General features: G+C 65.8%; 11 protein-coding genes. 8 read left to right on the top strand and 3 right to left on the bottom strand.

The annotated features are described in order from the left end of the window. Positions 1-36 precede the first annotated feature (36 nt). Entirely contained in the window at positions 37-1,155 is a 1,119-nt protein-coding gene (gene dnaN, locus AAFF19_RS01215) for a DNA polymerase III subunit beta (protein ID WP_008904711.1), read from the bottom strand. A gap of 130 nt (positions 1,156-1,285) precedes the next feature. After that, positions 1,286-2,710, bottom strand: coding sequence for a chromosomal replication initiator protein DnaA (dnaA, locus tag AAFF19_RS01210; RefSeq protein ID WP_008904712.1), 1,425 nt, complete (start codon positions 2,708-2,710; stop codon positions 1,286-1,288). A gap of 384 nt (positions 2,711-3,094) precedes the next feature. Here dnaA and rpmH point away from each other — a divergent pair, with 384 nt between their 5' ends. The 7 genes from rpmH to AAFF19_RS01175 all read left to right on the top strand — a co-directional run bounded on the left by rpmH (position 3,095) and on the right by AAFF19_RS01175 (position 9,039). Then, entirely contained in the window at positions 3,095-3,229 is a 135-nt protein-coding gene (rpmH, locus tag AAFF19_RS01205) for a 50S ribosomal protein L34 (RefSeq protein WP_005798102.1), read from the top strand. Positions 3,230-3,302: 73 nt separating this feature from the next. Continuing rightward, positions 3,303-3,815, top strand: coding sequence for a ribonuclease P protein component (locus tag AAFF19_RS01200; protein ID WP_342721112.1), 513 nt, complete (start codon positions 3,303-3,305; stop codon positions 3,813-3,815). Positions 3,816-3,817: 2 nt separating this feature from the next. Continuing rightward, positions 3,818-4,114, top strand: a complete 297-nt coding sequence (yidD, locus tag AAFF19_RS01195) for a membrane protein insertion efficiency factor YidD (RefSeq protein WP_034693951.1) — start codon at positions 3,818-3,820, stop codon at positions 4,112-4,114. Next, entirely contained in the window at positions 4,111-5,820 is a 1,710-nt protein-coding gene (gene yidC, locus AAFF19_RS01190; RefSeq protein ID WP_342721111.1) for a membrane protein insertase YidC, read from the top strand. Before yidD ends, yidC begins: the two co-directional genes overlap by 4 nt. 146 nt (positions 5,821-5,966) lie before the next feature. After that, positions 5,967-7,391, top strand: a complete 1,425-nt coding sequence (mnmE, locus tag AAFF19_RS01185) for a tRNA uridine-5-carboxymethylaminomethyl(34) synthesis GTPase MnmE (protein WP_342721110.1) — start codon at positions 5,967-5,969, stop codon at positions 7,389-7,391. Between the two features lie 122 nt (positions 7,392-7,513). Continuing rightward, positions 7,514-8,005, top strand: a complete 492-nt coding sequence (locus tag AAFF19_RS01180; protein ID WP_008904717.1) for a cyclic nucleotide-binding domain-containing protein — start codon at positions 7,514-7,516, stop codon at positions 8,003-8,005. A gap of 110 nt (positions 8,006-8,115) precedes the next feature. Then, positions 8,116-9,039 carry a hypothetical protein gene (locus AAFF19_RS01175; protein WP_342721109.1) on the top strand — a complete coding sequence of 308 codons (924 nt, stop codon included), beginning with the start codon at positions 8,116-8,118 and terminating at the stop codon, positions 9,037-9,039. A gap of 40 nt (positions 9,040-9,079) precedes the next feature. Here the strand turns inward: AAFF19_RS01175 and AAFF19_RS01170 are convergent, their stop codons facing one another. After that, the gene (locus AAFF19_RS01170; RefSeq protein WP_342721108.1) at positions 9,080-9,634 is read right to left on the bottom strand and encodes an adenine phosphoribosyltransferase; all 555 of its coding nucleotides are present in this window, start codon (positions 9,632-9,634) and stop codon (positions 9,080-9,082) included. 188 nt (positions 9,635-9,822) lie between these two features. Here AAFF19_RS01170 and AAFF19_RS01165 point away from each other — a divergent pair, with 188 nt between their 5' ends. Continuing rightward, the gene (locus AAFF19_RS01165) at positions 9,823-12,885 is read left to right on the top strand and encodes an EAL domain-containing protein (RefSeq protein WP_342721107.1); all 3,063 of its coding nucleotides are present in this window, start codon (positions 9,823-9,825) and stop codon (positions 12,883-12,885) included. The last annotated feature ends 120 nt before the right edge of the window (positions 12,886-13,005 follow it).

Here is a 13,005-nt window from a genome sequence, read left to right as displayed (position 1 = left end):
ATCGTGACCAGGCTGTGCAGCAGGGCGGGGGCCGCCTCAGATGCGCATGGGCATCACGACGTACTTGAAGCTGTCGTTGTCGGGGATGGTCAGCAGCGCAGAGCTGTTGCCGTCCGACAGCTCCACCTTCACCATGTCCTGGCCCATGTTGGCCAGGGCGTCGATGAGGTAGGTCACGTTGAAGCCGATCTCGATGGTGTCGCCACCGTAGTCGATGTCGAGCTCGTCCACGGCCTCTTCCTGCTCGGCGTTGTTCGACGCCACGCGCAGGGTGCCGGGCTCCAGGTTCAGGCGCACGCCCTTGAACTTGTCGCTGGTCATGATGGCCGTGCGCTGCAGGCTGGCCAGCAGGGGGGCGCGGCCCAAGGTGATGCTGTTCTTGTGGTTCTTGGGGATCACGCGGTTGTAGTCGGGGAACTTGCCCTCGACCAGCTTGGTGACGAACTCCATGCCGCCAAAGGTGAACTTGGCCTGGTTGTTGGCAAACTGCATCTCGATGTGCGGCTGGTTCTCGCCGCCCGCATCAGACAACAGGCGCTGCAGCTCGATCACGGTCTTGCGCGGCAGTATGACTTCCTGCTTGGGCACTTCCACATCCAGCGTGGCGCTGGCAAAGGCCAGGCGGTGGCCGTCGGTGGCGACCAGGCTCAGGGTCTTGCCCTCGGCCACGAACAGAATGCCGTTGAGGTAATAGCGGATGTCCTGCACCGCCATCGCAAAGCTCACCTGGCCGAGCAGGTCCTTCAGCGTCTTTTGCGGTACGGCGAACACGGGGCCGAAGGCGGCGGACTCCTGCACCAGCGGGAAGTCTTCGGCCGGCAGGCTCTGCAGCGTGAAGCGGCTCTTGCCGCCCTTGAGCACCAGCTTGGATGCCTGCGATTCCAGGCTCACGGTCTGGTCGCCGGGCATGGTGCGCAGGATGTCGATCAGCTTGCGCGCGCCCACCGTGGTGGTGAAGTCGCCAGTGTCGCCGCCGAGTTCGGCCGTGGTGCGGATCTGGATTTCGAGGTCGCTGGTCGTCAGCTGCAGGGCGTTGCCCGTCTTGCGGATCAGCACGTTGGCCAGAATGGGCAGCGTGTGGCGGCGCTCCACGATGCCCGCCACGGACTGCAGAACCGCGAGAACCTTGTCTTGTGTTGCCTTCAGGACGATCATGTCTTCAACCTCTTGTGGTTTTTGGGACGGTGCGTGGACAGCGGCACGGGCCGTGCCTCCCCCTGCTGTATAACCCGCCATTTTGCCCGTTTACCGGGTGGGCTCTTTTCGGGGTCTCTCCCACCGGTTATCAGCCTTTCAGGGTCTGTTCCAGCACATGCAGCTGCTGGTTCAGCTCGGTCAGCTGCTGGCGCTCACCCGAAATCTTGCGCACGGCATGCAAAACGGTCGTATGGTCGCGCCCGCCAAACAATTCTCCGATCTCGGGAAGACTCTTTTGCGTCAGTTCCTTGGCCAGGTACATCGCAATCTGGCGCGGGCGGGCAATGCTGGCCGGGCGCTTCTTGCTGTACATGTCGGCGACCTTGATCTTGTAATAGTCGGCCACCGTCTTCTGGATGTTTTCCACAGAAATCTGCCGGTTCTGGATGGACAGCAGGTCGCGCAGCGCCTCACGGGCCAGTTGGATGGAGATTTCCTTCTGGTTGAAGCGCGAGTACGCGAGGATCTTGCGCAGCGCGCCCTCGAGCTCGCGCACGTTGGAGCGCACGTTCTTGGCCACGAAAAAAGCCACTTCTTCGGGCATCTCGGTGCCTTCGACGCGGGCCTTGTTGATCAGGATGGCCACGCGCATTTCCAGCTCGGGTGGCTCGATGGCCACCGTCAGGCCCGAGTCGAAGCGCGACACCAGCCGCTCGTGGATGTTGGCCAAGCCTTTCGGATACGTGTCCGACGTCATCACGATGTGCGACTTCTTGGCCAGCAGGGCCTCGAAGGCGTTGAAGAATTCTTCCTGCGTGCGGTCCTTGTTGGCAAAGAACTGCACATCGTCGATGAGCAGCAGGTCGAGCGAGTGGTAGCGCTCCTTGAACTCATCGAAGGTGCGGCGCTGATAGGCCTTAACCACATCCGACACGAACTGCTCGGCATGGATGTAGAGAACTTTGGCGTCGGGCTTGTCCTGCAGCAGGCGGTTACCCACCGCGTGCACCAGGTGGGTTTTGCCCAAGCCTACGCCGCCATAGATGAAAAGCGGGTTGTAAAGGTGGCCGGGCATGCCCGCCACATGCATGGCGGCCGAGCGCGCCATGCGATTGGCCGTGCCTTCCACCAGGGTCTCGAAGGTGAGGGCTGCGTTGAGGCGGTTGCGGAAAGCCCCGGCCGAGGCGTCATCGCCATTGCCGGAGGGTGAGTCCGACGGTGGCGCGGCGTTCGACGGCTCAGTCTGCGCGGGGCGCGCGTAAGTGCGCACAACGGATTCCCGCTGAGCAAGCGCTAACTCCAGCGTGACGGGCTGGCCATACAGGCCCTCCAGCAGTGCCGCTATCCGGCCCGCGTACTGCGCGCGGATCCAGTCGAGTTTGAAGCGGTTGCCCACGAGCACCGTGACCTTGGAGAAGTCTTCCGCCACCTGGGCGACCAGGGGCTTGATCCAGGTGTTGAATTGCTGCTCGGGCAGGTCTTGCGCCAGTTGCTCGACGCAGGCTTGCCACAGGCCCTGGCCGGCATCGGAGCCGGGTGACGACAGGGGGCTGCGGGAGGGTTCCTCGGTCATTTCAGGGTGGTTCTTGTTGTGGATAGGAGGAACGGGTCCGGGCGGCGGATTGTAGCTTGTCAGACAGTTATCCACAATTTTTTAAAGGCGCCAGATGTGGGTGCCGGGGCTTTGGAACCGGTGGCAACATCGCCATGCGACCTGCCCCTGGATCAGGGAAACGCAACCTGGAGATAGGCCCAGCGGCCAAAAGGCATTGCCAGCACTGAACAAGCCTGCGATAATTTCGGGTTTCCCTGAATGTGTTCAGGGTGATTTGACCCGGCGCGCCTACATTTGTGCCCCGCAGGTCTGCCGCCAAGGTGCCCTTGCAGGGTGTGTGGTGATGCAGGCGGCAGGGGCTTCAAGCGCAGCGTCCGAAACTGAACCTCAAGGAATAGCATCATGAAACGCACTTACCAACCCTCCAAGACGCGCCGCGCACGTACCCACGGTTTCCTCGTTCGCATGAAGACCCGCGGCGGCCGTGCTGTGATCAACGCACGCCGCGCCAAGGGCCGCAAGCGCCTGGCCGTCTAAGGCCATTCCGGTCTACGGCCTGCTCCCCGATGGCTGCCGGTTTGTGCCGTCAGGTTCCCAACGGGGCGCTTGCATGCAAAGGCTGAAAACCCGTCCCCAGTTCCAGGCAGCCATGGCGGGCGGGACTGTATCCCGCACAGCGCATTTTGCGCTGCACCGTCTGGTGCTGGAAGCGGCTGGCGGCGCCAACGCTGTCAGCCCGGCCAATGCTGCTGCACCCACAGGGCCCGGTTCCTTGCCGACAACGCAAGGGCCGCAGGCCCTGTTTGCCGTGCAGGGCGTCTGGCTGGGTGCCATGGTGCCCAAGCGCTGGGCGCGCCGGGCGGTGACACGCAACACCATCAAGCGGCAGATCTACACCGTGGGTGCCACCTTCGAGGCCCAGTTGCCACGCGCTGCCCATGTGGTGCGCCTTCGCACCGCTTTTGACCGCAAACAGTTTGTCAGCGCAACATCGGACCAGCTCAAGCAGGCGGTTCGCGCAGAGCTGCTGCAGCTGTTTGCCCATGCGGTGCGGCGCCCGGGTGCTACCGCGGCGACGGCCGCACCTGCCGTGCAAACCATGCATGTGATGGCGGCACCATGACGGTGATGCAGCGTCTGCTGATGGGCGTGGTCAAGGGCTACCGGCTGGTACTCAGCCCCTGGCTGGGGTCGTCGTGCCGGTTCGAGCCCACCTGCTCGGTCTATTCATTGCAGGCGCTGGAGCAGCATGGCGCTGCAGCCGGCAGTTATCTCACGGTGCGCAGGCTGGTACGCTGCCACCCCTGGTGCGATGGGGGGCATGACCCGGTCCCGCAAGAACTGCCGCGCGGCATGAGGCTTTTTTCGCGGCTGCAACAATCCTCCACCACCCAACCATCCTCACCAAAGAAGTCTTCATGAACGACATTCGCCGCACCATCCTGTGGGTGATTTTTGGCTTTTCCATGGTTCTGCTGTGGGACAAGTGGCAACTGCACAACGGCAAACAGGCCACGTTTTTCCCCACCACGCCTGCGGTCACCGCGCCAGCCGCTGCCACCGCGGCATCTGGCGCCACCGGTGCCGCCAGTGTCCCCGTCTCCAGTGCTCCGCTGGCGGCGGCCTCGCAGCAGGGCGTATCGGCCGTGCCTGGCCAGCCCGCCCCGGCAGCCGCACCGGCTGCGCGCGAACAGGTGGAAGTGAAAACCGACCTGTACCGCCTGACCTTTGACAGTGAAGGGGGCTCGCTCATCAAGGCCGAGTTGCTGCAGCACATCGACATGGCCGACAAGTCCCGCAACTTCCTGCTGCTGGACGAGAGCGCGCAACGTGTGTACGTGGCGCAGACCGGCCTGATTGGCGGCAGCTTCCCCACGCACAAGACCCTGATGACTGCCGTGCCCGGCCCGCGCGAGTTGCAGGATGGGCAAGACGCGATCACGGTGCGTTTCGAGTCTCCTGAACAGGGCGGGCTGAAGCTGGTCAAGACCTGGACCATCCAGCGTGGCGCGTATGACATCGCGGTCAAGCACGAAGTGGTCAACACCGGCAACGTGGCCGTGTCGCCCCAGCTCTACCTGCAACTGGTGCGTGACGGCAATCCCCCGCCCGGTGAGTCCTCGTTCTATTCCACCTTCACGGGCCCGGCGGTGTTCACCGACGCCAAGAAGTACCAGAAGGTTGATTTCAAGGACATCGAGAACGGCAAGGTCGACATCCCCCGCGATTCGCCCAATGGCTATGTGGCCATGGTGCAGCACTACTTTGCCACCGCCTGGCTGCTGGCAGACGGCACCCAGCGTGAACTGTTCACCCGCAAGGTGGACACCAACCTGTACTCCGTGGGCATGCTCACCTCGCTGGGCAGCATTGAACCGGGCGCCAGCAAAGCCATCGACGCGCGCCTGTTCGCGGGTCCGCAGGTCGAGACGCAGATGGAAAAGCTCTATCCGGGCCTGGAGCTGGTCAAGGACTACGGCTGGCTCACCATCCTGTCCAAGCCGCTGTACTGGTTGCTGGACCAGCTGCACAAGCTGCTGGGCAACTGGGGCTGGTCCATCGTGGGCCTGGTGCTGCTGCTCAAGATTGCGTTCTACTGGCTCAATGCCAAGGCCTACGCCAGCATGGCCAAGATGAAGGCGGTCAATCCCAAGATCATGGAGATGCGCGAGCGCCTGAAGGACAAGCCGCAGCAGATGCAGCAGGAGATGATGCGCATCTACCGCGAGGAGAAGGTCAACCCCATGGGGGGCTGCTTCCCGATCATGATCCAGATCCCCGTGTTCATTGCGCTGTACTGGGTGCTGCTGTCCAGCGTCGAGATGCGCAACGCGCCCTGGATCGGCTGGATCCACGACCTCTCCACGCCCGACCCGTTCTTCATCCTGCCCCTGCTGATGACGCTGTCATCGCTGCTGCAGACCGCGTTGAACCCCGCGCCGCCAGACCCGATGCAGGCCAAGATGATGTGGTTCATGCCGCTGATCTTCAGCGTGATGTTCTTCTTCTTCCCGGCCGGCCTGGTGCTGTACTGGCTGACGAACAACATTTTGTCGATTGCACAGCAGTGGATCATCAACACCCGCATGGGCGTGCCACCGCAATTTAACTTGCCGAAATTTAAGTAACCCCTGAGCGGCTGCGCCGCTTCCCCCTTTCTCTCGCGCTGCGCGCGGGAAGGGGGACGACACCAGCGCGGCGGGGCGGCCCTTGCGCGGTGTCTCGCGCTTGGGCCGCGCCAATTTTTGGCGCTCTATTCCCAAAATCGCCGCACATGCTTGCCCGCCACCAACACCCCATCGTCGCCATTGCCACCGCACCCGGGCGGGGGGCCGTCGGCATCGTGCGCGTGTCAGGGCGCGGGTTGGATGCGCTGATGCAGGCGGTTTGCGGGCGCACCCTCAAGCCCCGCGAAGCCACCTACCTGCCCTTTCGCGATGCCCAGGGCGAAGCCATTGACCAGGGGCTGGCGCTGTTTTTTCCGGGTCCGCACAGCTACACCGGCGAAGACGTGCTGGAGCTGCAGGCCCACGGCGGCGCCGTGGTGCTCCAGCTGCTGCTGGCGCGCTGTCTGGAGGCGGGGGCCGCTGCCGACCCCGCTACCGGCCAGCCCCGCCTGCGGGGCTTGCGTGTCGCCCAGCCGGGGGAGTTCACGGAACGCGCCTTCCTCAACGACAAGATCGACCTGGCCCAGGCCGAGGCCATTGCCGACCTGATCGACGCCTCTACTTCCGCGGCCGCCCGCAGCGCCAGCCGATCACTCAGCGGCGCGTTCTCGGCCGAGATCCATGGCCTGCGCGACGCGCTCATCCACCTGCGCATGCTGGTCGAGGCCACGCTGGATTTTCCCGAAGAAGAAATCGACTTCCTGCGCAAGGCAGATGCGCGCGGACAGCTATCGAATTTGCAGCAAACCCTGGCGGCGGTGATGCAGCGCACGCGCCAGGGCGCGCTGCTGCGCGAGGGCATCAAGGTGGTCATCGCCGGGCAGCCCAACGCCGGCAAGAGTTCGCTGCTCAACGCACTCGCAGGGGCCGAGCTGGCCATCGTCACGCCGATTGCAGGCACCACGCGCGACAAGGTGCAGCAGACCATCCAGATCGAAGGCGTGCCGCTGCACATCATTGACACCGCCGGCCTGCGCGACAGCAGCGACGAGGTGGAGCGCATCGGCATTGCGCGCGCGTGGGACGAGATCGCAGGGGCGGATGCAGTGCTGTTCCTGCACGACCTGGAGCGCATGGATGCTCCTGAATACATAGCTGGTGACGCAGTCATAGCAAGCGCTATGGGCCAAAAAATGCCTCAGAACATCCCCGTGATTGATGTCTGGAACAAGCTCGACAAGGCGCCAGGTGCGACAGCCCCGGCCGTTGAAAGTACCCGGCCCGGCGTGCGCCTGTCCGCCCGCACGGGCGAGGGGCTGGACGCGCTGCGCCGCCTGCTGCTGGACGTGGCGGGCTGGCAGTCGGCGCCCGAAGGCCTGTACACAGCCCGTGCCCGGCATGTGCAGGCCTTGGAGGCCGTGGGCGTACACCTGCAAGAGGCGGCCGACCAGCTGCACGCACAGGGCCCCGCGCTCGACCTGCTGGCCGAAGAGCTGCGCCTGGCGCAGACTGCGTTGAACGCCATCACAGGCGAATTCACCTCCGACGACCTGCTGGGCGTGATCTTTTCCAGCTTCTGCATCGGCAAGTAGGCGGCACCGGCAGCGCGGTGCAGCCCCGGTCGCCGGGCGCCGCCGCCCGCTCGTCGCTAATGTTGTAAACGGACGTAAACAGCGCTTGTGCGCAATCTGTAACAAGGGTAGCTTCGCACACCATGAATGCCTCCACGCCTGTTGTTTCCAAGGTGGACCTGCAAGGTCTGATCGACGCCATCGCACAGGCCAGCGCCGATGACAGCATGACCAATCCGCTGACCCCGGCGCAGTGGGACATCCTGTCGTCCTACCTGCTGCCTGTGGTGCTGCCCGCAGGGCAAATCCTTTTCAGCCAGGGCGCGACCGACCGCACGCTGTACCTCGTCGAAAGCGGCAGCCTCAGCGTGCACTACCAGGATGAAAAGGAGCGGCTGCGGCTGGCCATCGTGGGGCCCGGGTCTGTGGTGGGGGAAGGCGCGTTCTTTTCGCACCGCACGCGCAGCGCCACGGTGCAGGCCAGCGCCCCCTGCAAACTCTGGAGCCTGCCGGCGATCCGTTTTACCGAACTCACCAACCGTCAGCCTGCCATCGCACTGGGCCTGGTGATGGCCGCCGGGGCGGTGCTGGCCAAGCGGCTGGGCAACCGCCGCCGCCGCGTTGCGGCCACCTGACAGGCGACCCGCGCTGATTCGGCCTGCGGGCTTGTTCGGGGTTCGAACGGGTGTACGGCACGTTACACTCGATTCGGATTTTTCCGGCGCCGTCCCGTAGAAAGCAAGCCATGTCCCTGTTCAGTTGGTTCAGCCGCAAACCTGCCCCCCCAAAGCCCCGGCCGCTGGCCGAACCCTCGGGGCTGTTGAACGCCGATGCGACGGTGCCGCTTACGCCCGGCCGCCAGAGCAAGCCGCTGGTGGAGCCCCTGCCCCCCGAACACGCTGCCAATCGCAAGAACGAGCGCATGGAGCGGCGGGAGCTGCTGTACACCGTGGTGCGTGACGCCATGGTGCGTGCAGGGGTGCTGTCGGCCAGCTACAAGTTCAAGGTGCTCTCGCTGGACCAGCGCGGGCGCCAGTTTCTGGTGATGATGGATCTGGCGCGTGAATACGGCGGCGAAACCGTGCGCCTGTCCGAGATCGAGGCCCTGATCGCGCAAACCGCCAAGACCCGCTATGACATTCTGGTGACGGCCGTTTACTGGCGCATCAACGACCACGTGGCGGTGGGCATACCGCAAAAGGGCGTGGCACCCCAGGGCGCTGCCCTGCAGGCTGCGCCATCGCTGCCCCGGCGCCCGGCCCCGGTGGCTGCACCAGCCCCTGCGCCGGTGGTGGCCCCGGCCCGTCCGGCGGCGCCGCTGCCCGCCGCTGCTGCCACTACGCCCGCGCCCGCGGTCGTTCCGGTGCGGCCGCCGCTGGCGCAGCCTGTGGTAGCACCCGCACCCGCAACGCCTGCTGTTGCGCCGCGTCCGGCGCAGCGCTTTGAGCCCATCGAGGCCGATGAAGTGGCGGCATTCAAACGCGCCCTCGCCTCTGCGGCGGGCGGCACCGCTGCCGGTGTTGCGGCGGCCGCCAGGCCGGGCGTACCAGTGCGGTCCGGCCCCATCCTGCCGCCCGCGCAGCCCACGGGTTTTGAAGACACCGAGATGCCCGGTGCCGACGGCCCTTCTCCCGATCTGAGCAGCACCCAGTACGGCGAACTGAACTGAGCCCTGGCGGTACGCAGCACCGGGCGCCGCGGGTGGTGCGTCAGTGCCCCGCGAAATCCACCAGGGTGTACAGCGGCAGGCCGGATTCCCGCAGCCGCGCCGACCCGCCGAGTTCAGGCAGGTCCACAATGGCGGCGCCCTCGGTGACGGTGGCACCCAGTTTCTCCAGGAGCTTGCGGCCGGCCATCATCGTGCCGCCGGTGGCGATGAGGTCGTCGATGAGCAGCACGCGGTCGCCGGGCTTGACGGCGTCGGTGTGCAGCTCCACGGTGGCGCTGCCGTATTCGAGCTCGTAGGTTTCCTCCACGGTCGTGAACGGCAGCTTGCCCTTCTTGCGGATGGGCACGAACCCCACGTTGAGTTCATAGGCCACCACGGCACCCAGGATGAAGCCGCGCGCATCCAGCCCGGCCACCACATCGGGGCGCAATGCCTTGTCCATGTAGCGGTGCACAAACGCGTCGATCAGTACGCGGAACACCTTCGGGTCCTGCAGCAGCGGCGTGATGTCACGGAACTGCACGCCGGGCGCGGGCCAGTCGGGCACTGTGCGGATGTGCTGGCGGAGGTATTCGTTGACGCTGAGTGGCTGCATGGTCGGGGAAGGGTGTTGGGGCCGGGCAAAGGCACGGCGCCGAAAGCGGAGTGCGGCGCAAAGTGTATCCAGTAGGCGCCTTCGGCCCTTGGCCGCGGGGCCGCGGGGTGCGGTCGAAACCCGCATAATGTTTCAGCGCTGTTACTTTCGGGCTGACAGCACCCTCGATCACCCCACGCCGGTCGGCCATGCCCATCTCCATCCTGCTGATCGAAAGCGATCCCCTTCACGCGCAGGCCGTGGTCGACGCGCTGGCGGACCCCTGGTCGGGCTGGCGGGTGGAGGTGGCCGCATCGCTGCGGGAGGCGGGCGAATACCTGGACCGCAACGGGGGCAGCCCGCCCGATATCGTGCTGGCGGCGCAGCGCACGGTGGACGGGTCGGCCTTTGACCTGTTGCGCATGCTCGACGGCGTGCCGGCCATGATCATCGTGCGCTCGGGTGCCGAAACCCACGCCGCACAGGCCATGCGCTACGGCTTCGATGATTTTGCGGTGCAGGACACTGCGCTGGACTACCTGCTCACATTGCCCGCACAGATTGACTCGGTGCTCGAGCGCAGTTCCAGCGCCCGGGCCCGGCGCGCCGCAGAAACCATGCTGGCCCGCCAGCACAGGCTGCTGCAGGCGATCTCGCGGGCCCAGGCCATGTTCATTGCCAGCTCCGGGCCCCGGGCGGCCTTCGAGGCGCTGCTGGACGAACTGATGGCGCTCACCCAAAGCGCGTTCGGCATGGTGGGCCAGGTGCAGCGCGGCGATGACGGGCGCCCGTACCTGCGGGTGCACGCCATCACCGACATCAGCTGGGACGAAGCCTCCCGCGCCCGGTATGCGCAGCACGCAGAGGGTGGCATGGTGTTCGACAACCTCCATTCGCTGGTGGGGGCTGCGCTGGTGACCGGGGAGCCGGTGCTCACCAACGATGCGCGGAGCGACCACCGCAGCGCCGGCACGCCGCGGGGGCATCCGCCGCTGCTCACCTACCTGGGGCTGCCCATTCACGCCGCCGGGGAGCTGGTGGCCATGGTGGGCCTGGCCAACCGGGCCGAGGGCTACTCGGCCGCCGATGTGCAGTTTCTTCAGCCCCTGCTCAACACCGTAGGCCAGCTGGAGATGGCGCGCCGTGCCGAACTGGCGCGCAGCGCCGTGGAAGCCCAGCTCGAGCGCACCAGCGCCCTGCTGGCCGAGAAGACCCGGGCCCTGGAAGGCACGCTCGCCAGCGTCTCGCAGGGCATCACCAATGTGGATGTGGAGGGCCGCATCCGCGTGTACAACCGCCGCTATCTGGAGCTGCTGGACCTGCCCGAGTCGCTCCTGGCCACGCAACCGCGGGTAGAGGACGTGGTGCGCTTTCAGGCCGAGCGCGGGGACTTTGGCCAGGGGTTCGAGCTGATCGAGCCGGGGGCGCGCAACTACGTGGCGTCGGAATACGCGGCCCACGGCGGCAGGCTCACCATGCCGGAAACCTACGTGCGGCGCAACCTGCAGGGCCGCTACATCGAAGTGCGCACCCGCGCGCTGGAGCAAGGCGGGCGCGTTCGCACCTTCACCGATGTGACCGATTACCTCAGCACGCTGGAGGCCCTGCGCCTGAGCGAGTCCCGCTGGCGCAGCCTCACCCAGCTGTCCTCCGACTGGTACTGGGAGCAGGACGCGCAGTTCCGCTTTGTGCGGCTGGACGGCAACCCCCACAACGAAGCCGGCGTGCCCGACGACATGCACTACGGCCGCACGCGCTGGGAGCTGCCCCACACCTTTGTGAGCGAAGCCCAGTGGCGAGAGCACCGCCGGCAGCTGGAGGCGCACGAGGTGTTTCACGATTTCGAGATGCAGCGTCTGGCGGAAGACGGCAGGCCCGTGTGGATCTCCATCAGCGGAGAGCCCATCTTTGATGAGGCCGGCCAGTTCACCGGCTACCGGGGCGTGGCGCGCGACATCACCGAGCGCAAGCTGGCCGAGGCGGAGATCCAGCGCCTCGCGTTCTATGACGAGCTCACGGGCCTGCCCAACCGGCGGCTGCTGATGGACCGGCTCGAACGCGCGGCCAGCGCCTGTGCGCGCGAGGGCAGCCATGGCGCCCTGCTGTTCCTGGATCTCGACAACTTCAAGGACATCAACGACACCATGGGCCACGAGTGGGGTGACCGCCTTTTGGTGCAGGTGGGCATGCGCATCGGGGCCAGCGTGCGCGCCACCGACACCGTGGCCCGCCTGGGCGGCGACGAATTCGTGGTGGTGCTCCAGGGCCTGAACGCCGAACTGCAAGCGGCAGGCGCAGAGGCCGAGGCCGTCGCGCTGAAGATGCTGACCGCATTGAACCAGCCCTACACGGTGCAAAACAGCGAAGTGCACAGCACCCCCAGCATTGGCATTGCGCTGTTTCGCGATGTGCAGCTGCCCGTGCAGGAGCTGCTGCAGCGCGCTGACCTGGCCATGTACCAGGCCAAGGCCAAGGGCCGCAACACGCTGTGCTTTTTTGACCCTGCCATGCAGGCCGCCGTCACGGCCCGATCGGCACTGGAGGGCGACATGCGCCAGGGCCTGCTGCGCAGCGAATTCCTGCTCCACTACCAGCCAGTGGTGGACGAAGCGGGCCAGGTGCTGGGCGCCGAGGCGCTGGTGCGCTGGCACCACCCCCAGCGCGGCATGGTGTCGCCCGGGGATTTCATCCCGCTTGCCGAGCAGACGGGGCTCATCCTGCCCCTGGGCCGCCAGGTGCTCACCCTGGCCTGCCAGCAGCTGGCGCAATGGGCAGCAGCGCCCGCGACGGCGATGTGGAGCCTGGCCGTGAACGTGAGCGCGCAGGAGTTCCGGCAGCCCGACTTTGCCGACGGCGTGCTCAGCGTGCTGCGCGCCGCCGGTGCCGACCCCGCCCGCCTCAAGCTGGAGCTGACCGAAAGCCTGCTGCTGCACGATGTGGAAGACAGCATCCTCAAGATGCAGGCGCTGCGCACCCAGGGCGTCGGTTTCTCGCTGGATGACTTTGGCACGGGTTACTCGTCGCTGAGCTACCTCAAGCGCCTGCCGCTGGACCAGCTCAAGATCGACCAGAGTTTTGTGCGCGACGTGCTCACCGACCCCAACGACGCCACCATCGCCTGCACCATCATCACGCTGGCGCGCAGCCTGGGCCTGGATGTGGTGGCCGAGGGCGTCGAGACCGAAGGCCAGCGCGCGTTCCTGCTGCGCAACGGCTGCCGCCAGTTCCAGGGCTACCTGTTCGGCCGCCCCGGGCCTGCGGAGCTGCTTTGATTTGCTATTAATAATATAGCTGTTGGCGCTTTCTGTATAAGCGCTAGCGCCTGATTTTACTCTGAAATTACCCATGGGCTTCGGACCGATGGCCTGCAGCGCGCCGGGGCATGGCCGGCG

Origin of the sequence: Acidovorax sp. FHTAMBA (assembly GCF_038958875.1) — a bacterium.
Taxonomy (GTDB): domain Bacteria; phylum Pseudomonadota; class Gammaproteobacteria; order Burkholderiales; family Burkholderiaceae_C; genus Acidovorax.
This window is presented reverse-complemented; position numbering and strand designations above follow the sequence as displayed.